The organism is Variimorphobacter saccharofermentans, assembly GCF_014174405.1.
GTDB classification, from domain to species: domain Bacteria; phylum Bacillota; class Clostridia; order Lachnospirales; family Lachnospiraceae; genus Mobilitalea; species Mobilitalea saccharofermentans.
On the sequence record NZ_JACEGA010000001.1, the window covers coordinates 3942501 to 3964048 of the forward strand.

26 protein-coding genes are annotated in these 21548 nt (G+C 38.4%); 4 read left to right on the plus strand and 22 right to left on the minus strand.

Features of this window, described 5'->3' with window-relative positions:
- Positions 1-96: 96 nt before the first annotated feature.
- Together H0486_RS17190 and H0486_RS18505 are read right to left on the minus strand one after the other, a co-directional pair.
- Positions 97-1269, minus strand: coding sequence for a DUF5711 family protein (locus H0486_RS17190; protein WP_228354158.1), 1173 nt, complete (start codon positions 1267-1269; stop codon positions 97-99).
- A gap of 217 nt (positions 1270-1486) precedes the next feature.
- Positions 1487-2800, minus strand: a complete 1314-nt coding sequence (locus tag H0486_RS18505) for a LysM peptidoglycan-binding domain-containing protein (protein ID WP_228354159.1) — start codon at positions 2798-2800, stop codon at positions 1487-1489.
- 385 nt (positions 2801-3185) lie between these two features.
- Between H0486_RS18505 and yyaC the strand changes: the two genes are divergently transcribed.
- Complete coding sequence (gene yyaC / locus H0486_RS17200; RefSeq protein WP_228354160.1) at positions 3186-3770, plus strand: spore protease YyaC; 585 nt, start codon at positions 3186-3188, stop codon at positions 3768-3770.
- On the opposite strand, the gene H0486_RS17205 is transcribed toward yyaC, so the two are convergent.
- From H0486_RS17205 to H0486_RS17265, 13 genes are all read right to left on the minus strand, one after another.
- Positions 3771-4877 (minus strand): hypothetical protein, encoded by a 1107-nt coding sequence (locus tag H0486_RS17205; RefSeq protein WP_228354161.1) that lies wholly within the window; start codon positions 4875-4877, stop codon positions 3771-3773. It abuts the gene before it with no gap.
- Between the two features lie 458 nt (positions 4878-5335).
- Positions 5336-6274: a protein translocase subunit SecF gene (gene secF / locus H0486_RS17210; RefSeq protein WP_228354162.1), complete on the minus strand. Its 939-nt coding sequence runs from the start codon at positions 6272-6274 to the stop codon at positions 5336-5338.
- Positions 6271-7539, minus strand: coding sequence for a protein translocase subunit SecD (gene secD, locus H0486_RS17215; RefSeq protein WP_228354163.1), 1269 nt, complete (start codon positions 7537-7539; stop codon positions 6271-6273). The genes secF and secD overlap by 4 nt, the downstream gene beginning before the upstream one ends.
- A 31-nt stretch (positions 7540-7570) precedes the next feature.
- Complete coding sequence (locus H0486_RS17220) at positions 7571-7993, minus strand: hypothetical protein (RefSeq protein WP_228354164.1); 423 nt, start codon at positions 7991-7993, stop codon at positions 7571-7573.
- 315 nt (positions 7994-8308) lie between these two features.
- Positions 8309-8740, minus strand: a complete 432-nt coding sequence (locus H0486_RS17225; protein ID WP_228354165.1) for a hypothetical protein — start codon at positions 8738-8740, stop codon at positions 8309-8311.
- A gap of 141 nt (positions 8741-8881) precedes the next feature.
- Complete coding sequence (locus H0486_RS17230; RefSeq protein ID WP_228354166.1) at positions 8882-9274, minus strand: ACT domain-containing protein; 393 nt, start codon at positions 9272-9274, stop codon at positions 8882-8884.
- A 26-nt stretch (positions 9275-9300) separates the two neighbouring features.
- Positions 9301-9480 (minus strand): DUF6472 family protein, encoded by a 180-nt coding sequence (locus tag H0486_RS17235; RefSeq protein WP_228354167.1) that lies wholly within the window; start codon positions 9478-9480, stop codon positions 9301-9303.
- A gap of 91 nt (positions 9481-9571) precedes the next feature.
- A complete protein-coding gene (locus H0486_RS17240; RefSeq protein ID WP_228354168.1) occupies positions 9572-9994 on the minus strand; it encodes a VOC family protein in 423 nt (140 codons plus the stop codon).
- Between the two features lie 91 nt (positions 9995-10085).
- Positions 10086-10964 carry an AAA family ATPase gene (locus tag H0486_RS17245; protein ID WP_228354169.1) on the minus strand — a complete coding sequence of 293 codons (879 nt, stop codon included), beginning with the start codon at positions 10962-10964 and terminating at the stop codon, positions 10086-10088.
- 29 nt (positions 10965-10993) lie between these two features.
- Positions 10994-11596 (minus strand): HAD family hydrolase, encoded by a 603-nt coding sequence (locus H0486_RS17250; RefSeq protein WP_228354170.1) that lies wholly within the window; start codon positions 11594-11596, stop codon positions 10994-10996.
- A 59-nt stretch (positions 11597-11655) separates the two neighbouring features.
- Entirely contained in the window at positions 11656-12333 is a 678-nt protein-coding gene (locus H0486_RS17255; protein ID WP_228354171.1) for an HAD family hydrolase, read from the minus strand.
- Positions 12334-12455: 122 nt separating this feature from the next.
- On the minus strand, positions 12456-13394 hold the full coding sequence (locus H0486_RS17260; protein ID WP_228354172.1) for an amidohydrolase family protein: 939 nt from the start codon (positions 13392-13394) through the stop codon (positions 12456-12458).
- Between the two features lie 329 nt (positions 13395-13723).
- Positions 13724-13903, minus strand: coding sequence for a PHP domain-containing protein (locus H0486_RS17265; protein ID WP_228354173.1), 180 nt, complete (start codon positions 13901-13903; stop codon positions 13724-13726).
- 173 nt (positions 13904-14076) lie between these two features.
- Between H0486_RS17265 and tnpA the strand changes: the two genes are divergently transcribed.
- The 3 genes from tnpA (at position 14077) to H0486_RS17280 (ending at position 15994) form a co-directional block, all read left to right on the plus strand.
- Positions 14077-14394: an IS66 family insertion sequence element accessory protein TnpA gene (tnpA, locus tag H0486_RS17270; RefSeq protein WP_228354174.1), complete on the plus strand. Its 318-nt coding sequence runs from the start codon at positions 14077-14079 to the stop codon at positions 14392-14394.
- A 63-nt stretch (positions 14395-14457) separates the two neighbouring features.
- Positions 14458-14814, plus strand: a complete 357-nt coding sequence (gene tnpB, locus H0486_RS17275) for an IS66 family insertion sequence element accessory protein TnpB (protein ID WP_228354175.1) — start codon at positions 14458-14460, stop codon at positions 14812-14814.
- Between the two features lie 271 nt (positions 14815-15085).
- On the plus strand, positions 15086-15994 hold the full coding sequence (locus tag H0486_RS17280) for an IS66 family transposase (protein ID WP_228354176.1): 909 nt from the start codon (positions 15086-15088) through the stop codon (positions 15992-15994).
- Here H0486_RS17280 and tnpC read toward each other — a convergent pair.
- From tnpC to H0486_RS17315, 7 genes are all read right to left on the minus strand, one after another.
- The gene (gene tnpC, locus H0486_RS17285) at positions 15924-17549 is read right to left on the minus strand and encodes an IS66 family transposase (protein WP_228354177.1); all 1626 of its coding nucleotides are present in this window, start codon (positions 17547-17549) and stop codon (positions 15924-15926) included. The two genes, H0486_RS17280 and tnpC, sit on opposite strands and share 71 nt — an antisense overlap.
- A 613-nt stretch (positions 17550-18162) precedes the next feature.
- Complete coding sequence (locus H0486_RS17290) at positions 18163-18819, minus strand: DNA alkylation repair protein (protein WP_228354178.1); 657 nt, start codon at positions 18817-18819, stop codon at positions 18163-18165.
- Between the two features lie 30 nt (positions 18820-18849).
- Positions 18850-19104, minus strand: a complete 255-nt coding sequence (locus tag H0486_RS17295) for a DUF3795 domain-containing protein (protein WP_228354179.1) — start codon at positions 19102-19104, stop codon at positions 18850-18852.
- Between the two features lie 75 nt (positions 19105-19179).
- Positions 19180-19944: an RNA polymerase sigma factor gene (locus H0486_RS17300; RefSeq protein WP_228354180.1), complete on the minus strand. Its 765-nt coding sequence runs from the start codon at positions 19942-19944 to the stop codon at positions 19180-19182.
- A gap of 41 nt (positions 19945-19985) precedes the next feature.
- Positions 19986-20717: an alpha/beta fold hydrolase gene (locus H0486_RS17305; protein ID WP_228354181.1), complete on the minus strand. Its 732-nt coding sequence runs from the start codon at positions 20715-20717 to the stop codon at positions 19986-19988.
- Positions 20718-20828: 111 nt separating this feature from the next.
- A complete protein-coding gene (locus H0486_RS17310; protein ID WP_228354182.1) occupies positions 20829-21152 on the minus strand; it encodes a hypothetical protein in 324 nt (107 codons plus the stop codon).
- Between the two features lie 27 nt (positions 21153-21179).
- On the minus strand, positions 21180-21395 hold the full coding sequence (locus H0486_RS17315) for a hypothetical protein (protein ID WP_228354183.1): 216 nt from the start codon (positions 21393-21395) through the stop codon (positions 21180-21182).
- Positions 21396-21548: the final 153 nt, after the last annotated feature.

Consider the following 21548-nt stretch of genomic DNA (forward strand, 5'->3'; position numbering starts at 1 on the left):
ATTAATTCACCTGTTCTTAGTCATACCATTTTATTTAATAATTGTAAATGCCTTAGGATAAATAGTATCAATTATCCAAAAGCGAAATATAATCTTCTATTCCACCAGCGCTATGGTTGAAATCTTCTTATCACTTACTAAAAAGTAACGGTTTAAGTGATTCATGGGATAAATGTCCGTAAAATTCTTATCGAAGGTATAACGGAATTTCTCCTTGCCATTTAACTTCAGGATGATAACGCTCTGGTTATCATGCATGATGACCTCATCCCCTGCAAGATAAATCTGATGATAATCAAAGGTGAGCTCTCGCTCCAGTATTCGTTGTCCCTTATTATTATAAAGAAGCAGTCGCTTAGAAGAGGTTCCGCTTTCCTCTAGAACAATTCCTATATGTTCTTTGTCATATAATATGCTCTTTATGGTTCCATCCAGATTTTCCTCATATATCAGGTTCGGAATCTCCGGCATGGAATAGATTAAAAACCCATCTTCCTTAAATACGCACACCGTATCATTATCCAGAAATACGCTCTTCGGGATAATCATATCCTCAAACTCATACCCTCCAACAAAACGGCCTGTATAATTCTGTCCGACTTCGCCAAAATTAAGAAAGGCTACGGTATTGATTATCTCACCCTTCGTAGTCGATAGATAGCTGGTTACCAGTTTTTCTCCATCATCCGATAAGGTAATATCAATGGGAAAGCCTTCCTTACTTACATATGTTTCCTTCTCACCCAATACGGTACCATCCGTATCATATAAGATAATGTAATTAGTATCTCCCTCTTCCATTAATGCCGCAACCACTCCCTGGGAGGCAATCTCTACCTTGAGGATATTATAGAGTGTGGGAATGCTGCTAACAGCACCCTTTTCATTAAAGATATGTATTAATTTGTTGTTCTGATCCGCAATCACTACATATTTACCGCAGGTATCAACGATTGGATTAAGCATCTCATAGGAGCCATTCCAAATAAGGCTTCCATCCTTATCTATCGCCACCGCTCCATCCCTGCTATATCGAATGACGGCATTGCCATAATTTAGATATCCGACTACATTTTCACCTGTATTCTCAATTGATTTAATTTCTTCAAAGCTATGATAATCCTTATTGTTCAGTTTATATAGATAAATGGCACCAACGATTGCAATGATCAGAAGTAATACCAATATAATGAGGTTTCTAATTCTTCTTACCCTTCTCTTCCTTCTGCCATATTCTCTTAAGGATTGTTCATCAATTTCCTTAGCCATATTCCACTCCCGTTTTTTCTTTTAAAGAGATTATACCTCATTTCCATATGTATGGCACTAATTTTTTCAATTATTTAGATTTTTCAAATTCCCATATTAGTCAACTATAACCTTCCTAACACCCTTCTTAATCCTTCATCATTCTATAACTCTCATAAAAAAGGATGCTTTTTGATTAGTAATCCACCAAAGCATCCCATGTTTATTAATATTGATTTCAAGGAACAATTAGCTTCTGACCTACAAATATCAGATCCTGATTTTCTATATTATTAAGCTCCATAATCTTTGTAACCTTTGTGTAGGTATTATATAACTTAAAGCTAATCCCAGCCAAGGTATCTCCTTCTTTTACAACATAATATTTCACTTCGGGCTGTACCTCCACAGTTGTCTCTGTATCTTCCTGCGTATTTGAGGTTTCCTCCTGGTTCTTCCTGGGTTGCTCCTTTACCGGTTCCTGTGTTGGCTTCTTAGACTCTTCTTCGGCTGGAGCTACCTCATCCGTATCCTCTGCTAAATCTTCTTCCGAGATACGTTCCTCCTCTTCCGGTTGTTCGAAATCCTGCCCTTCCTGCATCGGCTCCACTTTACCGGGCATAATATCTACCTGAAGTCCCTCTTCCTCCTTACCAGCATCATTCATCTTATTGGATGTGACACTTGATGTATCCTGTTCCATAGAATCCGTGATATCCTTACTTGACACCATGTTCTGAGTAAGATAGTTTAAAGTATCCTGCATGTTTTTCATTTGGTCATAATTACTCAGCATCGCAGCACCGACCACCAACACAATGACTGCAAGCAAAGTACCGGCAGCATACATCAGACGATTGATGCTCTTTGTATCCTCCTGTACCGGCTTTTTATTCTGTATCTTAGTTCTTATTTCCTTTGAAACACGATCATCATACTCTGCTTCTGCACTTTGAGCATTTTTATGATCGATCATGTAGGTCTGCATTTCATCATTTTTTTCATAATAAACATAAAAACCATCCTGTTTACATAGACGATTGTTCTCAAAGCTTAGAAAGGCTTCTTCCTTTTCCATGTTGTCATAAGTAAGTAAGGTTTTGTCCTGACCAGCAAAGTTATCAATATGGGCTTTCAGGATCTTATCTTTGTCCTCTAAAAGATATCCGGGGCCGCCAAGGAACCAGCCAACAATCTCCATGTCAACAAAATACTTCTTAATGGTTTCATATATTTTTGTCCATGTATCGTTAGTAAATACGATGTCATTGACAGAGTCTACTTCACTAACCTCCAATGCGCCCGATATAAAGATGTTTCTGCAATTATCTATCTTAATACTCTGTCCAACGAGTACTGCGACTTTACATTTTGAAAAATCGCCTCCCACCAGCTGCTTTATGTAGGTTATAACATAATCTTCCACGTAAATCTTCTTTGTTGCATTGCTTTTCCCTATTTGCCTGACGTTTTTCGGCATACGAAAGGCTGCTTGTCCCCGTTTTGCCCGATTGTCCTCTAAATTATCGTTACTATATACCGTCTCTATCACGTAATCCACTCCTATCCTAAACGGACTGATATTATTCCTCTAAATGGTTATCCCACTTTGGACATCTCCAATCATACCATAGCATGAACAGGCTTTTTGTCATAATTGGATACCGTATGATTAAAAGTTATCAGCAGGTTTCTACGCAATATCCGTTTTTCTCGGTAAAATTTAATCTTAACCACTGCAAAATAGAGTGATTTCCTCGAAAAAGCAGTTATTTTATTCATGTTAGCCCAATTTTCTTAGAATTTTCATGTCTAATATTTTATATTTTGGAAATACTTAACCTAAGAATTTATCGGATGTGCAGGGATCTCGTTTTCTCTCACAAAGATTGAACTTAAATCAATAAGAAGGCTTAAATGAAAGGCATGGTTAATCTATGAGTATTTTTTTAAAAAGCAAAAACAGAATCTATTATTTTAATTCAGCGGAAAAAAATGCCGCTTTTGAACTCGGGAGCTCCTTATCCGAGCTTTTACGCGAGCATGTTCTTTTAAATAAAACAATTATATTTCTTTGCATAGGATCGGATCGGGCTACCGGAGATTGTCTTGGACCGATCATCGGTTATAAGCTGTCTAAATATCAAAGGTATCAGAACTTTTATGTATATGGCACCTTAGAGGAACCGGTACATGCTAAGAATCTAAAAGACACCATCGCGATGATCTATCAGACTCACGATGATGCCTTTATTATTGCCATTGATGCCTCATTAGGAAAATCCAGTCATATTGGTTATATTACATTAGGAGAGGGTTCTCTGAAGCCCGGTGCCGGTGTAGATAAGGACCTGCCGGCAGTCGGTGATATCTTTATCACCGGTATCGTGAACTTCTCCGGTATGCTTGATAACATGCTTCTTCAGACAACACGCCTGAATGTGGTAATGTCCATGGCAGATCAAATCTGTCTTGCCATCAAGCTAAGCATAAACAAGCTACGGGATGTATCTCTACAATAGCTACGTATCACTCCTCATTTGTCTGAATACAGTAATGGCCTCCGATATACTGGTTGCATTTCCGGCCTGAATAATGTTAATCAAAGCATCCAGGCGATCCGGTAACATAAGGTCTTTACCGATAAAAGGCTCATATTCACTGGCCGTTTTAATGGTTAAGGCCTTAATTTTATTCTCAGAATTAATCAGCTCCGATTTTACTCTGTCGAACTCAACCTTTAGACCATTTAGCTTCTCCTCATATATACCGTTCACTTCGTCCGCGATAATCTTATTGGTTGTATTATCAAAGGTATATAGAGCTTCTTTTTTCTGTGCTTCAATTTCACTGATTTCTTGCTTTGCCTTGGCAATCTCCTCATCAAAGTTCTGCAATCCGTAGGTGCTTTCATCCTTGTCCTTCTTAATATTTCTCTTTATGGCGGCGATAACCTTCTTGTTCTTTCTGATCTTACCGCGTATTACCCTTATCTGAAGAAGCTCCTCACGATGCCTCTCCTTCGTAAGGTTCCCTAGCAATATATAAATTCCACCAAACAGTATCACTGTAATAATATATATTATAATTAGATAAATACTCTTTTCTTCCGGTAGAAGGAAGAAATATATGCCACAGGGGATAATCAGTAATACGAATAGCAGTGTACTGAGAATAACTAGAAAATCAGTAAAACAGCCAGGGAAATATAATGCATAATACAACTTCGTATTACACAGGGACGGAATATGCTTTTGCTTTATTAATGTCTTGGCATCCAAACGAAGGCTCTGCTTATCGGCCCTGAGGGATGACGTCTCATCCTTAATCCGTTCTGAAACCTTTGCATTTTTACTCTTATCTCGACGGTCCTGGATTTTCTTAACACGGGACTGAATTTTGTCAATCTGCTTATCAAAAGCCGATTCAATTTCTTGTCGGCGCTTCTTAATCGTTGATTGTACTTCCTCTGCGATATCCTTTTCCAAACCCTGAATACTTTTTTCCAGCTGTTTCTCTTCTCCGTTCAGCATATTACTCTCGGATTGGCATCTTTCCAGTTCTAATAGGTTCTCCTTAATTTCTCTTAATGTATCCACACCACCGGATAACAAGCTTGTACCATCCATCCTTCATCCTCCCCGTGCATCAGTTGTTAATCGAATCGTTAGTAATACTATTATTTATAATATAACTGTATATCATATTTTATTAATTAATATGAATTAATTTTACTCCCTTTATACTATAGATTCAAGTATGTCTCTCTGAAGTACTGCTGATTCTGTTACATTTTCACTTGAATTATAATCCGATAGGACTTGAAATCAAAATAGGGCTGTGCATAATGAAAATGCAGGGATATGACTTACCATAATGCACTGTCGGAAGAACGCATTGCTGTATTTCGTATGAATCAGGCGAACTTAAATATTCTCATGCGAATATTTAGATTCGCATGAGAATATTAAGATTCGCATGAGACATACGAAATCAAGTAATGTGTACTTCCGTCTGTGTGTGAGGTAAGTCATATCCCTGCAAAGACATTATGCAACAGCCCACTCTATTTCACTGAATGATGAGCTTATTTATTAAATAATTCTGCTTCATTCTTTCTCTTCTTCCAGGTTACCCATAGAGGTCCGGCAATACAGATGGTTGAGTAACAACCGCTAATGGAACCTACTGCCATAGGAAGCGCAAAGGCCTGAATGGAATCAATGCTATTAATATTAGCAATGATGTATACAAGGCTTACACTGATTAATACGGCCACATTGGTATTAATGGAACGCATCATGGATTGGGTTATTGAAAGGTCCGTTATTTCTTCAACAGAATAATCAGCGAAGGTTTTACTATTTTCTCTGATACGGTCATAGATTACGATGGTATCATTAATGGAGTAACCAATAATACTCAGCGCCACCGCAACAAAGGAGTCTCCGATGGGGATCTGGAAAATAACACAGGTAAAGAACACCACCATAACGTCATGTAACAGCGCTACAATCGCCATTACACCGGCTGAAAGTCCGCCCATCATCTTAAATCGAATCCATACATATACCAGTACCAAAGCAGTGGAAAGTAAGATGGCAATCAAACCATTCCGTAAGAATTTCTGTCCAAAGAAGGCTTCAACCATGGCTGATTCCGATAACTCCAGCTGTGCTTCTGGAAACTTTTCCTTTAAGGTAGCATCAAAAACCTTTTGTTCCTTAGCATCAATACCGTAATTTCCAGCTATATTGAAGATCAGCCTATTGGCTCCGGTAGCAAGATCCGAGGTAATCTGAGTTGAAACCGGGCGATTTAATAATTCCGTAGCAACATCGGCCGCTTCATCCGCATTGATTTCACCCTGATAGTTATACTTCAGGATCGCACCGCCCTTAAACTGAATGTCCAGTTGCACTCCATTGATAAATACGAAAATAGTACCGATTACCATAATACTGATCGAAATACAGAAGAATATCCAGCGTTTCTTATAAAATCCTATTATTTTGTCCTGATTCATAATGACACCCTCCTAGACAAGCAGGTATAAAGTGCTGGCTTCCGTAAGAATTTATATGAGCTCAGTGACTTGATCATAAGTCTGGAGGCAGTTACACCCGCAATAAAGTTGAATACAATACCAATAAATAAGGAATAAGCAAAGGAAGCCAACGCACCGGAACCAAAAATCATCAGGATAAACGCAACAATTAACACGGTAATATTGCCGTCAAATACTGACGAAAATGCATTTTGGAAACCAGCAGCAATAGCAGATTCTACGCTTTTTCCGGCCTTGATTTCTTCACTAATTCGTTCTGAAATAATAACATTAGCATCAACGCCCATACCCATGGACAAGATAATTCCGGCAATACCGGTAAGTGTCAGTGACATCTGAGGTATGGACAAGGATAATATTTGTCCTGCCATCTGAATTGTAAGCGAAATACAAGCCACAAAGCCCGGAAGGCGATAATACCCAATTAACAGAACACAGATTATACAATATGCAATGAGACCTGCCTGAAGCATAACACCCAGAGCACCGGAGCCTAAGGATGGGCTTATTGTCGAATAATTCTTCGTCACCATGGAAAATGGCAATGCACCGGAATTAATCTTATCGGCTAATTTACGTGCCTCATCATAGCTCTTCATATTCGTAATCATGGCGGAACCGGATGAAATATGCTGTTCCACTGTAGCAGTCTGAATTTCAGTTTCATCCATATAAATGCTTATGTTTTGTCCAATCAGCTTCTTCGTTGCATCACTGAATAATTTGGATCCTTCTTCATTAAACTCTAAGCTTACAATAAATCCTCCGGTACTTGGATTCTGACCCGGAGACGCTTTCTTTACCTGGTTTCCTACCAGAATTGTTGATCCATCCGGTCCAACAAATCGAAGCTGAGCGGTCTCTCCAAGCTCTGCGATAGCCGCTTCCGGATTAAACTCTTTTTCATCCGCTTTCCACGGGAAGCGTACAATTACATATCCATTCTCTTTATCAATCGTCACATCACGATCCATGATGTTCTTATTATCAAGACGTAACTCGATAATAGCACGTGCTGCCTCTAATTCATCACCGGTAGGCTTACGTCCTAAATCAACCGGCTGATATACCGCATCCACACCACCTCTGATATCCATACCATAACGCATATCAGGTGCTCCAAGAATCTTTGAATCACCAAGATTCAGTCCGAAGGCCGCAGTGTATACCATTAATAAAGCAACTATAACAACAAGAAAAAATACTGGCTTTCTTTTATTCATCTTTATTATCCTTTCATAGTTTATTGTTATGTCAAAAGCCTGGCTTTGGCGGAGCATGTCCACCACTTAATATGGCTATTTCCGAAATACTCTGCTCATACCTTCGATAGAGTAGCTCAGAGCATAGAAGCAATACTCCCAAGGCAGCTATGATAAGGCATAAATCTTCTATTATCAGCCCCATCGGTCGCTTAGAATTCAGCAAATAATCATTGATTATCTGACGTTTTTCTACCTCGTTCCGTATAGCATTTTTTAAATACTCCTTCATTATTCTGGATATGTCCTTCGATATCGGAAGTGCAACACCGTCAGCGTTAATCTCCGAATTCAGAACCTCTCCATGCTTCTCTGTATATACAAGGGGTACAATAAACATATAAAGAATCAGGAAAAGACTCATACATACATTACCTGCTTTATGAGATCTCTTATTCTGTTTCCTTTTCAGCACGTTCTTTCACCCCTTTATCATCCATCTATATAGGAATAGCTATCTTTGCTATTCATTAAAAGACTCGCGGTTTCTCGCGAGACAATTCATACTACACTAAAATAACACAAATAAAGCTATTTGTATATAAGTAAATTTCTTTCCAAGCTTATATGTTACCGTTCTGCCTCAGTGAGAAGCAAATAGGTGACAAGCTCCAATATACCGGAAAAATTCATGAATAATATGATTATTGAACCTATGCAATAATAAGAGTGAACCAGAAATAAGAATAATCCAAATATAGAACACCTGAAAATACTATATGATTCACTACTACTTCTTCTTTACATAAAACTTGCAGCAAGGGTCTCCCTGTAGGATGGATTGCAGTAATTCCACCTCCACATTATCTTTCCCAAAGATATTCTCCCAGTTGTACAATAAGCTTTGTCTGGAGCATTCACATAAATGAGGTGATTTTACAAAATCCTGTTGAACCAGATCACAGGCACAGTATTTGTATGTAATCAAATAAGAATCGCCATCCTTTTTTTCAATTGTCAATTCCGGAAATGCGCTTCTTAACAACTCCAGGAACTCTTCCTCATTTTTCGCATTGCTCTTAGCATATAAATAAATTTCTTTTGTATAAGATTCAGCACATGCTTTACCACACTCTTTGAATATTCTACTCTTACTTTCTTCATCCAATGTCATAACTGCATTCTCAAAACCTTGAAACCAATACTTTAAAAATTTATCCATGTCTCCTCCTACAACGGTTATCTTTCGATTATATAAAGAATACTGATTATATCCTAATGTAATAATAATACAATATTTGATAACAGATTGCGAAGAGTAATAATACCTATATTGGTCTATTTTGCAGCTACATTGGTCACTTTATTCTGATATTATCCGATATCCATCCCTGGACAATGCTTCCACTGCTTTAGTCACATCCTGATCCTTGATCAATATATAATCCGTATCGTAGGTTGAAATTGCAAATATGCTTATGCTTTGCTGCGCTAAAACCGTACTGACTGATGACAATATCCCAATCAATGAAAAATCCAGTGGTCCGACAATCTGAAGAGTTCTCCAGTTGCCTTCGCATTGGATATCACTCGGAACGCTCTCCTGTGTACATACAATAGAGAGCTCCTCTTTAGTCTTTGTAATAGAATAAAAATTCCTGGTATCAATCCAGCTGGGTACACTTTCCTCCGGCTTAAGACGGCACACCGCAAAGCTGTTATTCAATAGTCTTAGCGTTAGATTTTTTTCTGACATGGCTTCTCCTTTATTACATCTATTTATTACATCTGTTTTCTTACGATCCTATATTCATCCTGTAATTGATAATGTGGGCAGTGATCCATCGTATTACTTAGAAAGCGACTCATCTCATCCTCATCTAAATAGACCTGACACACATAGCAATCATATTCCTCATCATACATATAGTTCATGCAATTATCACAGCTGTTTCCTGCCATTTCAATCCTCCTGACCTACAACTATCAGTATCATTCTTCTATTCTGAATACGTCATATATTTTAGCATTGATGTCCTTGGAATACAACCGACTATTTCACCCTTCCGGCCATGGGATGATCTTCATGAAACTCAACCAGATCCCATAGGTTGCCATATAGATCCTCGAATACAGCCACCGTCCCATAGTCCTGCTCCTTTGGCTCTCTGATGAAGTGAATACCCCGCTCTTTCATCTCCTGATAATCCCTCCAAAAATCATCGGTTCCCAGAAACAGAAAAACCCTTCCTCCTGCCTGATTTCCGATGAATGGAGTTTGCTCCGGCTTTGACGCTCTTGCCAGAAGAATTGTGGTTCCATTGGATCCTGGTGGCGATACTACTACCCATCGTTTATCCTGTTCTGGCTGATAGGTATCTTCCACTAAGGTAAAATGCAGCTTCTTTGTATAAAACTCGATTGCTTCATCGTAATCACGAACTACCAGAGCAATATGAACAACTGACTGTATCATATTTATCCCTCCCTGACTTTTTTATATCCATCTTAATTGGCATGTTGTCACATTACATCATTCCTATTAAATAACTTAATTGGATTTTGAATCAGTCATCATCCTCATAATTCTTCGAAAACTCCTTCTCATGCTTTTTGAAAAAGTCATAGTAGGTACGTACATTCTCCAGCTCCGTCCAACGCCTCATCATAACCGGATTCTCATCCAGGTTATAAATTCGTGCTCCTTTCATAGCAAGCAGGAATGGTGAATGGGTGGATATAATGAATTGACAACCAAAAAATCGCGCCGAATCCTCAATAAAAGACATTAATTCCATTTGACGCTTTGGCGAAAGGCTGTTTTCCGGCTCATCTAATAGGTAAAGTCCATTCTCGCCGATTTTTTCTGTGAAATACAGAAACGCACTTTCGCCATTGGAATACTCACGAACATTGTCAATCAATTCGCCTCTGACAAAGCGAGATTGCGTCTTTCTTCTGGCGTTATTCACCTTCTTAAGCTGTTCATAATCCGCCATGGATTGCATCTGAAACTGAGAATACTTTGCATCCAGATATTCCTCAAACAGCTCTTCACGCTTCAAATCAATTCCCTCATTGAGATTGCGAATATTCAGCATATAGTCAAATACATCATCGCTGGTAATAATTCGGCTGTTATCCGGAATATCCTCTTCTATATTCATACTACATAGCTTTACATAGTCCGGAAAGAAATTCGATTTATTAAATATAGAATCCCTTTTTACACCTATCTTCTCTGCTATTACATTCAAAGCTGTCGTTTTCCCCGAGCCATTTCCTCCATATAATATGGTAATCGGTGCAAAATCCAGCCGATCCAGGTCATGATTAGAAAGTATCTTAAAGGGGTAAAACGAATCATAGCAGGTTCTTTGAATACTCAGGAAAAAGCTAAATTCTGTATCCGCATTTGGAAATGTAAAGCTACTTAAATAAACCATATTCTACTCCTATTATAACTGTAATTGATCTATAGGGCTCCTGAAGACAGCATATTCTTAAGCTGATTAAAATCGTCGACCACATTACCTTCATAGGATACATGTCTGCTATTGAGCATAACCGCATTCATTCCGATTTTGCTTGCAGCATATAAAAATCTCTCTCTGTCATCTACATAGAGACATTCCTCTGCCTTGCATCCTAGTTGCTCTATTGTAAGCCGAAAGATACGCTCATCGGGCTTTTTTATTTTCAAATCCCCGCTTATACTAATCACATCAAAGTATTGATTAATGTCGAATTTCTCTCGAAGATACTTACTCCATTGGCTGGAGTCATTTGATATAATAGCCAGCTTATAGTGATCCCTTACAGACGTTATAAAATCAAGGAAGCCATCATTTAACTCTAACGTGTCTAAATATTCTTTTTCAATTTTCTCTATATCTCCTTGAAAGCCAAGTCTTTCCCATACCTCCAACGAGGTTATTTCTCCCACATCCGCTTTGAACCAATGGGTGTATATATCATCAATCGTTAAGTTGGGAAATGTCTGCTGAACATGCGGAGCAAAATCATCGCCTGTTTGCTTTATTATTACACCATACATATCTAATACAATTGCCTTCATGAATAAAATTCCTTTTTTATTAATTATGGTTAATGTTTTTCATATTCGTATCGAACCTATCATTTCTCGTTAAGAAAGCTCACCACATCTAGGGGACTTTCCATCTGGATGAAGTCATGCATTCGCTTTGCAGGTTGTCTTGTTCCATCTCGTAAATACCATACTGCCTGAAGTGCTTTCATTCCAAGCTTTCTGGCAGTCTCTAACTCGTAGCTGCCTCCGTCACCAACATATACACATTCCTCTGTCTTAACGGAAAGGTTATCCACACATCTTCGGAAGATATTCTCATCCGGTTTTTGAATTCCCTGTTCATAGGATAGATACACCGCATCAAAATATGGAAATAGTACACTATTACGTATGACTTTGGCCTCTTCCGAAAAGCAGTTACTGATTAGTCCGATCAATATCCCTCTTTGCTTCAATGCGGAAAGCATCGGGATGATATCTGGATGTAGATGTCTAAAGCATTCTTCCTTCGTAGCAATACGCTTTTCTACTATTTTCTTTAAAACCTTCTCCGAGTAACAGTGATTCTCTCGGAGAATCATTTCCACCACATCCTCAAAGGTTACTCTCCCAATGGTACGATTATATTCCGTCGGACGCCAAAGTATCTGAAATCTGTCCTCCGGTATCCCTGCATCCTTCGCCATATGAACTCCAAAGTATTGAGGACTGTTATAGTGCGTAATTAAGGTTTCAAACATGTCGAAAATTACTGCTCGTATCATTTGCATTCCTTTCATTCCCTTATATTATCTTAAATTTGCAGTAGCTTCTTCCATTATAAACCATGTACTGATTACTTACAAAACGTTTCTTGTAAACCGAATAATATTTCAAGGGTACCCAATTATGTATAAGTATTTAATCCGGTTTGCCTTATTACTTCCAACTCTTCAATTGAAAGCACCTTATTTACGTATAACTTCATATATTCTTCCGACACTGAACTATCAAAGATAAGCAAATCATCCGTATTCACTGTCACAGGTATTCCATTTTCAAACAATTCTTTTATTGGATGATCATAATAAGAAGTTGCTCTCTTTAACATAATATTACTGGTAGGGCAAATATTGAGCTGTATTTTATGTTTACTTAACCATCTCATTACTTCCTTCGATTTTACAGCCGCAATCCCATGATGGACTTCTGAAAGCTCTAGTAATTCAACAGCTTCCATAACATCATCTGCCGTACCAAATTCTCCGATATGAGCTTTTAATTTAACACCATAACTTTGAGCTTTCCTGTAGATTTTCTGAAAATTCTTAATTGGCTGAGCAAGCTCATTTCCACATATATCTATTGATTTAAACCAATTTCTGCTTAATATCTCATTAAGTCTATCAAAAACTCCGTTCACGTCGTCTTCACGTGAAAGAGACAATTCAGGATAATATTTTGTTTCAGGTGCAAAGGTTTTATTGTAATAATTTAATGTGCTGATGAACTTGTCAATACCGCCCAAATTATCAATTACACTAATACTGAAGCTCAAAGCCAAAACGACAATATTATCTTCCTTCGCTTGTGCAAACGCTGTTTCGACTCTTTTTAAGTATCCCCCTATGCCATTATCATGAACTTTGATATTTGAATCAAACCAGTTCTGCATGTCATTCAAATCTTCAAAAGGTTGTTCTGAAGCTTTTATAGAGGTATTGGCCCATTCAGCAAAGTATTTTATCCGTCCACCTTTTCCACCATGTGTATGTATATCGCTTTTAGGAACAAGCATTAATTCGCTTATGGAATTTTCTCTTAATGCAGTTTCAAAAGTTGCCATACTTCATATACTCCTTATCACATTGATATAGTAATGCCTTCTCCCAAAACTCTTCTGGGATATCAGGCCATACACATTTTCCGGTTTCTTCTCTACACAATGCCATAGCTCTTGATAGCACTGTTCCATGGGATGTATTCCCGCCACGCAAGATATATTCTGATATCTTACTCCAATAGGGTGCAAGTACATTGTTTTATGATTCTCCATTCCACTCCGAATAGAATTCTTCGATATAATTTTGCATAAAAACATGATTTTTCTGCGATTTGCTTTGCAGTATCTGTATTCATCAAATCCATATCGCCATATAGACCCTTTATTTTCAATTATACAACTATCATTTTATGTTCTTTAAATATTACATTTTTTAGTTCGTATTTATCTGCTAGTTTTCGTGCAACTTCATTGTCTGCCGCTAAATCCTTTGCTTCGTGTGAATCCGAACCGATTGTAATATAGTTTCCACCACAGTCCTTGTATATTTCAAGAAGCTCATTGTCTGGCATCGTAGTCGATAATCCTTTCCTTAGGGATGAACATGCAAATCTGTAATCATATCCTCACACCATCCCATTATAATTCGTAAGCGTCAAATCGCTCGCCTAGGCTAAATATATTTTTTATGACATACTTTAAAAAATGCAAAAAACTAATAGTTTTTTAAAGGAGGTCATTTACCATGGATCAAATAACTCACACTATGCGCTACTCCAGGTGGAAGGATATCATCCTGCAATGCCAAAATAGACCGGCCGGGATGAGTATAAAACAATGGATGGATGAGAATCAAATTAGTGAAAAATCGTATTACTATTGGCAACGCAAATTCCGAAAGGAAACTTTCGATCAAATGAATTGTTCTTTGATTTTGCCTTCTGTACAGGAAACATCAAAAGTCTCATTTGCCGAGATTCGCATTCCGGAACCGAAAAAATCAGTTTCTGATATCATTCCTGAAACAATCAAACCAACTGCCGTGATAAAACGGCAACAATGACGATTGCGTTATCTAATGATATAGCTGACGACCTGCTGTCGAGGATTCTCCGGGAGGTGTCACGTGCTTGAGGATGCTGCTGGAATACGTCGTGTAGTACTTGCCTGTGGAACTGTAGATCTGAGAAAAAGCATCGACGGACTCTCGATGATTATCGGCGGTAAATATAATCAAAACCCATTTGAAAAGGGAACCTTGTTCCTCTTTTGTGGCAGAAGATCCGATCGTATGAAAGGATTGCTCTGGATGGGAAATGGATTCTTACTTTTATACAAAAGATTTGAAGATGGTACCCTATCCTGGCCTCGTACAACGGAAGAAGCCGCTGAACTTACAGAAGACCAGTTTAATTATCTGATGCTTGGTTTGAATCCGTTAGATCCAAAGATAAAGGATGTAACCCCAACAAAAATCTACTAATGTTTGTGCAAAACAGAGAAAATAATTGTCTGTTTTTGAACATAAAAGTCGGCTGAAATGACAGATTTATCAGCCATTCAGAAGCCTCTCAGAATCTACATATGGCTTTTTTACAAGCTTTTTGAACCTTGAAAACTCTATATTTCCATCGCTTCAGATAGTGAATGACAAGCTCTGGTTTGGTGGCAAAATGACGATGACTGAAAGTCGTGAAATTGGCTATTTATCAGCATTTCTGTTATAATGAATACAATACAGAAAGGCGAAAAATATGTGTAAAAAATTCTCTCCAGATGAACTGAATACAATGGATACCGAATCTAAGGACGATATCATCTACCAGATGCAGGATCGTCTGGACAAGCTTGAGCAGGATTATGAGAACCTTATGGAACAGGTCCGTCTTGCAAATCAGCAGCGCTTCGGTCGTCAATCCGAGAAACTAGAAGCAATCGCAGGCCAGATATCCTTCTTTAATGAAGCTGAGGCTTGCTGCGATGAAAGTGCACCGGAGCCAACGATTGAAGAGGCCATTATTGATGCTGAAAAGAAACCTCGTAAAAGCAAGCTAAAAGGGCAACGTGAAGAAGATTTAAAGGACTTCCCACAGGAGGTAATCCCTCATGATGTAGCAGAGGAAAAACTCCTCGATACCTTTGGTAAAGGTAACTGGAGAAACATGCCGGATGAAATATTCTGGCAATTACGTTTTGAACCTGCCAAATGGATTGCTGAAAAGCATATAATCAAGGTATATGTCGGAACAGATGGGATGCATCAGGATGAGTTTCTTCGCGGAGATCATCCGAATACTTTGTTCCGGGGAAGTATTGCAACGCCTTCATTAGAGGCAGCAATCATCAACGCCAAGTATGTAAATGGCAATCCGTTGGATCGGATTGCGCGTGATTTCCAGACAAACGGATTGAATCTGTCAAAACAGACAATGTCCAACTGGACGGTTGCCGCTGCTGAAAAATATTTTGTACCAGTTTATGAACTAATGAAAACAACTTCTTTAAAGGCACGTGTGAATCAGTGTGATGAGACTACTGTTGAAGGTAAGCGTCAAATCATACGCCTGACGATAAATTTAACGCCACCTTTTATCAGTGGCGTGGTTTCCTGCATTCGTCCGGAAGACTCTCTGACCATGGCATCAAGTAATCCAGATCTGTAGGATCTATATTTCCTTGTTCATCACAGAGCTTTGGCAGCTCAGTGAGGATATATTTAAAGTAGTAATAAGGACGCAGGTTATTAAGCTTTGCCGTCTCTGATATACTGTAAACCATTGCACTGGCACCGGCTCCTCTGGCTGTGTTGTGAAACATCCAGTTTTTCTTACCTAGACAGAAGGTCCGAATAGCTCTCTCTGAGGCCGAGTTATCTATCGGTACATCACCATCTGTCAGGAATACTTTTAGATATTTTTCCTGATTAAGGCAGAACTGCAAGCCCCGGCCGGTCTTGCTCTGGGGCGGAACAGCACAATCAGCCACCTGCTGTTTTACCCACGTAAAGAATTCCTCAACTAACGGCTTGATTACTTGCAGCCGTTTTTGAAGTCGTTCCTCTGATGAGAGTCCTTTCAGCTCTGTGTCAGCACTATAGAATTCAGCAATCCTCTGCAACGCCTGATATGCAACGGATTGTTTTAGCACCTTTGGATTATCTTTGTCCGCAGCCTTTAACGCATCGGCGAAATCACGCCTCGCATGTGCCCAGCAGTTTGCATTTGTTACATTTGGAAGCTTTTTATCTACCAAATGGTACTGCTGAAGGCTGTCTGTCACAAGGACTCCTTTGTAATCCTTGTAGAATGCCAGAGGTATCTGGTGGTCCCGCCCTTTCTGATACTCATATATCACGATGGGCTTGTCATGGTACAGTTCTCCGGAGCGGTGGACCCACATGTAGCACCGGCTGTTAGGGTGGTCGCTGTCCTTTATTACCTGAGTCGGTGTCTCATCTGACTGGGTTACATGAAGCTTTAACAATTCCTGTTTCATGCGTTCCACAAAAGGAGCGAAATACTTATTGGAGCTCTTTACTATCCAGTTGGACATGGTCTGTCTGGATATGTTTACACCATTACGTTCAAACTCCTGCTCTATCCTGTGAAGGGCTGAGGAGTTGACATACTTTACATTCAGAATGGATGCCAGCAGAGACGGTGTTACGATACTGTTTCTCAAAAGATCCTTGGGTCTGTCACCGCGAATAAACTCATCCTGGTGATCACCATCGGTACCTACATATACCTCGACAGTATGTACCTCAACTGTCCATGATTCAGGCTCATGACGAAGTCTTTTATAACTTTCATCCGGCATACGCCTCCAGTTGCCTTCGCCATAAAAGGCATCTAGCTGTTCCTTTGGTACACTATAAGGAGGAATAATCTCCTCCGCAAAGTCCTTAAGATCAAGATTGCGCTGGCCCTTCTTCTTTTTTCCTCTTCTTGAAGGAATGACATCCTCAGAATCCGGCTCTGGAGCTGATTCGTCACAGGCCATTTCAGCCTCATCAAAGAATGAGTACTGACCTTCTATGGAGCTTAAGGTCTCTGTATGCTTGCCAAATCTGTAGCTGTTAGAGATACGCACCTGCTCGATAAGCTTTTCGATGTTTGAATTTAAAGCGTCGAGCTGACCCTGCATCATCAATACAAGGGTAATCAGTTCTTCCCGGCTGCAGCTATTCAGTTCCTCAAGGGTATGCTTGTTTGCCATTTATTCATTCCTCCATCTTAAACTATTATAGCAGAAGATGGCTGAAATAGCGAATTTATATACAGCCGTCATTCGTCATTCTGCCTATTGATGTGAGGATGCATAAGATCCATAAGCATAAGGAAATATAGAGTTTTCAAAGTTCCGAAATATATTTTAAAAACCATTGCAAGCGACTGTAATCGCTATATACATGGATATAAAACAGGGTTGGAGTCGAACTTTAGGAGGTCGTAAAACCGTTGAAAAAATCTCTGTTTTGCACAAAATCAGCAGACTTTCCTGGGTGTAACCTCCTTGATTTTGGGGTCCAGAGGGTTCAGACCGAGCATCAGATAATTGAACTGATCCTCAGTAAGCTCAGCCGCAATCTGCCAGATACTTTGTCCATTATAATCCCTCCTTTAAGATTTAATGAACAAAGAACGGACAACCAAGGAGGCAGGTTACTGACAACATGAATTATTGTTGCTCCCGGACTACCTACCGGGACGTGTTTTTATCTTTGTACTTATGATTATATCAAATAATCTATAAATGGCAACACTTACCTCTCACATCTATTACTAAAACAAGCACTCATCCGAACGCTCCGTAGAGTTTGCCTGTAAAACTACAAATATTTACTTGCTTCTTTTACACTTAACCGGCTTAATTTTCCTTCCTGTTTCTCAAGAAACGATTTTACCCAGTCCGAATTTACCTTGCTGTATTCCCTTAGACTCCAGCCAATTGCCTTATTAATGAAAAACTCATTCGAACCAAGATTATTTAAGATGATTTTTTCGAGCAATGCCGTATCTGTCTTATCCTTCATTTTTTGCTGGTAATCAATTGCGACACGTCGAAGCCAGATATTATCAGCGCAGCTCCATATTAGCATTTCGTCATTAACAGATGGATAATGCAGGGACAAATTACCGATTACCTTATCCAGTCCATCCGTAATATCCCACCAAGACTTTGTTGTAATCAATCGCTTCAACTTATCTAGGTCATGGTCAGTGAGCTTCTTTTGAACTGAATATATGTATTCCATCCCAACATATTGCGCTTCCCGGTATTCCTTTTCCCAGCATAGAAATATAAAATTCCAATCAACGTCCTGACTTTTTGCAGCCTGTCTGATATAAGGTTTCATTATTTCATTTAGCTTTGGCTTTGGCAAGCCCAAGAAAGGAAACCTTTCCTTCATATATGCTGACATTTTTACTGACTGCTGTTCATCTTTTTCTGCCTCAAGCTTTTCAAACAGTTCTAGGTACCACATAATTATCACCTCACAAATAACAATACCCTTCTATCCCTTCATCCATTCCCTGCATTGCTGAATTTTAACTCCAGGGTCGTAACCATATTCCTTGCCCATCATCGAAAGCATTTCACAAGGAAATTCCGTGCATTCTCCGCAGAAATTTAATCCTATTCTTTCACAACAGACTTTTACTTCACATACTCCCCATGATGGTTTTTCCATATTTAAGCATCCTTTACACCCCCACTGCTCCTTATGGTCACAAGTATTACAGCATACTCCACATCTAGATTCAAACATAAACAATTTCTCCTTTTAAAATGTTTTCTCTTACATATATTAAGATGCTTTTAAAAAGATGAAGATACGCTGAACTCAAATATTTTTTAACGAATTGATAATATCAGCAAACCACTTATCTTCTGGCTGCTCATCTGGCATATTCTGATATAAGTAGTTGATTTTATTTCTGACTGCTTGATTAAATCGATACGTTTTTTCATTACTCTCAAGAGATTCTATCATTTTTTTAGTTGCCTTTTGATTTTGCTCATGAGAATTTCTAAAAGCAATCCACGCCTGACAGCTGCATGGATTTTTCACATCAATGAGATTGCAGTGTTCGGCGAAGAAGCTGTCCAGATTCATTCTTGCTCGGTGTAACAACCCTTTTGTAGCCCCCTCGGATACTTGCAATATTTCTGACACTTCACTAACAGATAATCCAAACATATCAACCAAGGAAAATGTTATCCTTTGATGCAACGTCAATTTGCGAACCATTGCATAGAAGCATCCGTTCTGGAGTTTTCGGATGGATTCCTCTACAATAATTTCTTCTTCCGGATTTGCTATCTGCGTTACCAGTACATTACCTTCTGCTTCTAATACTTCTATACTCTCATGCAGTTCAATATTTCTGTTTTTATTTTTTCTGTAATCCATAAGAAAATGGTTAAAACAGATTGTTCGCAGCCATTTTTTGATTGCTTGCTCCTCTCTCAGTTGTCCGATATTTTTCCACGCGCTGATAAATGTTTCTTGTACAATATCTTCAGCTTTTTGTGGGTCACAAGCTAATTTCATTGCATACTTATAAATGTATGTTCCGTACTCATTTACTATTTCTTCAATATTCATATTTTTCCTTTACTGTTATGAGTTTATCTTCACCAATACCGTTACATAGTTTCGTAATTGATGATACGTTCATTACTAATTGATTTATTTTCCATACAAGCATATACAATTTCATTAAATAACTGATTTTCAATCCAGGGGTAATCATGTTTAGCTTTTAATATAGTAATTTCTTTTGCATTTTGACATATATGTAGCAAATCGCGATTTGACTTTTTAAGGAATTCCGGTTCTTTCTCGCCTGCAATAAGCAATATAGGTACTTTTGTTTCATTTAACCCATCCGGAATTCTGGAATACAATATCATCTCTTTATAGACTCGTTTCAGCATCTCTGATGTAACATACTCTTTTTTATATTTTTTCCGATTCAAAAAACTCACAAACGTGCATACCATGGAATTTGTAAATATCTTGTATAAAGGAGAAGGTTGCAGATTCCCGCTTGCAATAACAGCTTGTTCAATTAATTCAGGATATCTGCTAATCAGATTAATTAATACCACTCCTCCCAGTGAGTGTCCAATAACATAAGCTTTTTTATCATTTGAATTCTCTCTGATGATTTGTGCAATGAGCTCGACACTAGATTTAATAGAAAACGGTTTTATTTCAGCACTTCTTCCATGTTCAGGTAAATCCACCACAATGCAGTGATAATCTCTGAAATAATCTAAACTTCCTCCCCATATACTGCTGTCCATGCCGCCGCCATGAATAAAAACAATCGTAGGAGCATTTTTATTACTATACTCTTCAAAATATAAATTCATAATTGTCCTTTCTATTTGAAGCCAGTGGTGAAGCTTGTGATTTTTCACTATTAGAAACTTACCGTTTTATACTTTGCTTTCCTTTTATCAATTATGATTTATATAACCCTTTTACCAAAAGGCTATCTTATCATACCTTATCTGATTGGAATCTAATACCTCTTGAAAAGCAAACATTTCTGTATTTTCATCCAAGAAATTACGAAATAGCTTTGAAGTTTCCTCTAAGTCCGGGTTCCTTAAGACATTTTCAAGAAATTTCATCCATTCTTCAATTTCTATATCATAATGATAATCATCTGCTTCTTCAAAATTGACTGAAACTCCAATAATATCATTTTTATTATCGGTCCAAATGACATAATCAACTATGTTATTCACTTTAATACGTTGTCCATGTTGGAACCCCTGACGTAGCCAGTCATCACTTAGCATATCACCTTAATCTCCTTTGTAATTCCACTATTCCTCAATAACCCTGCATACATCATGACCGCATTTCGCACATCTCCCATTTAGCAGAATTCCTAATCCCTTCTTATAGGTCATCGTATACCCTGGAGCTATTGTCGTTACACCGCAGGTTCCACAAAACACGTTCTGCAACAATTTTTTCCGGATATCTTCCGGAATGCTATTCCACTTTCTTAATGCAGCTATATCCGAAATATTATCCATGGCTAGTTCCTTCCTAAAAAAAGAATAAATCAATTCCTTCTAACTTACTTATCTCTTAACGAAAATAGTACAGTGGCGGGTTATGACCCCCGCTTTACAATCACCCACGCATAATTATAGGCTACACCGTCTTTATTTCATACTCTGTATCCC

Excerpts from the sequence above, each read along its gene's own strand:
- H0486_RS17190 (WP_228354158.1), bottom strand. The coding sequence starts at position 1,269 with ATGGCTAAGGAAATTGATGAACAATCCTTAAGAGAATATGGCAGAAGG.
- H0486_RS17225 (WP_228354165.1), bottom strand. The coding sequence starts at position 8,740 with ATGGATAAATTTTTAAAGTATTGGTTTCAAGGTTTTGAGAATGCAGTT.
- H0486_RS17295 (WP_228354179.1), bottom strand. The coding sequence starts at position 19,104 with ATGTTTGAATCTAGATGTGGAGTATGCTGTAATACTTGTGACCATAAG.
- H0486_RS17280 (WP_228354176.1), top strand. The coding sequence starts at position 15,086 with ATGTGTAAAAAATTCTCTCCAGATGAACTGAATACAATGGATACCGAA.
- H0486_RS17205 (WP_228354161.1), bottom strand. The coding sequence starts at position 4,877 with ATGGATGGTACAAGCTTGTTATCCGGTGGTGTGGATACATTAAGAGAA.
- tnpC (WP_228354177.1), bottom strand. The coding sequence starts at position 17,549 with ATGGCAAACAAGCATACCCTTGAGGAACTGAATAGCTGCAGCCGGGAA.
- secF (WP_228354162.1), bottom strand. The coding sequence starts at position 6,274 with ATGAATCAGGACAAAATAATAGGATTTTATAAGAAACGCTGGATATTC.
- H0486_RS17290 (WP_228354178.1), bottom strand. The coding sequence starts at position 18,819 with ATGTGGTACCTAGAACTGTTTGAAAAGCTTGAGGCAGAAAAAGATGAA.
- H0486_RS17235 (WP_228354167.1), bottom strand. The coding sequence starts at position 9,480 with ATGGCAGGAAACAGCTGTGATAATTGCATGAACTATATGTATGATGAG.
- H0486_RS17245 (WP_228354169.1), bottom strand. The coding sequence starts at position 10,964 with ATGGTTTATTTAAGTAGCTTTACATTTCCAAATGCGGATACAGAATTT.
- H0486_RS17265 (WP_228354173.1), bottom strand. The coding sequence starts at position 13,903 with ATGCCAGACAATGAGCTTCTTGAAATATACAAGGACTGTGGTGGAAAC.
- H0486_RS17310 (WP_228354182.1), bottom strand. The coding sequence starts at position 21,152 with ATGCTAAGTGATGACTGGCTACGTCAGGGGTTCCAACATGGACAACGT.
- yyaC (WP_228354160.1), top strand. The coding sequence starts at position 3,186 with ATGAGTATTTTTTTAAAAAGCAAAAACAGAATCTATTATTTTAATTCA.
- secD (WP_228354163.1), bottom strand. The coding sequence starts at position 7,539 with ATGAATAAAAGAAAGCCAGTATTTTTTCTTGTTGTTATAGTTGCTTTA.
- tnpA (WP_228354174.1), top strand. The coding sequence starts at position 14,077 with ATGGATCAAATAACTCACACTATGCGCTACTCCAGGTGGAAGGATATC.
- H0486_RS17260 (WP_228354172.1), bottom strand. The coding sequence starts at position 13,394 with ATGGCAACTTTTGAAACTGCATTAAGAGAAAATTCCATAAGCGAATTA.
- H0486_RS17255 (WP_228354171.1), bottom strand. The coding sequence starts at position 12,333 with ATGATACGAGCAGTAATTTTCGACATGTTTGAAACCTTAATTACGCAC.
- H0486_RS17315 (WP_228354183.1), bottom strand. The coding sequence starts at position 21,395 with ATGGATAATATTTCGGATATAGCTGCATTAAGAAAGTGGAATAGCATT.
- H0486_RS17305 (WP_228354181.1), bottom strand. The coding sequence starts at position 20,717 with ATGAATTTATATTTTGAAGAGTATAGTAATAAAAATGCTCCTACGATT.
- H0486_RS17250 (WP_228354170.1), bottom strand. The coding sequence starts at position 11,596 with ATGAAGGCAATTGTATTAGATATGTATGGTGTAATAATAAAGCAAACA.
- H0486_RS17230 (WP_228354166.1), bottom strand. The coding sequence starts at position 9,274 with ATGTCAGAAAAAAATCTAACGCTAAGACTATTGAATAACAGCTTTGCG.
- H0486_RS17240 (WP_228354168.1), bottom strand. The coding sequence starts at position 9,994 with ATGATACAGTCAGTTGTTCATATTGCTCTGGTAGTTCGTGATTACGAT.
- H0486_RS17300 (WP_228354180.1), bottom strand. The coding sequence starts at position 19,944 with ATGAATATTGAAGAAATAGTAAATGAGTACGGAACATACATTTATAAG.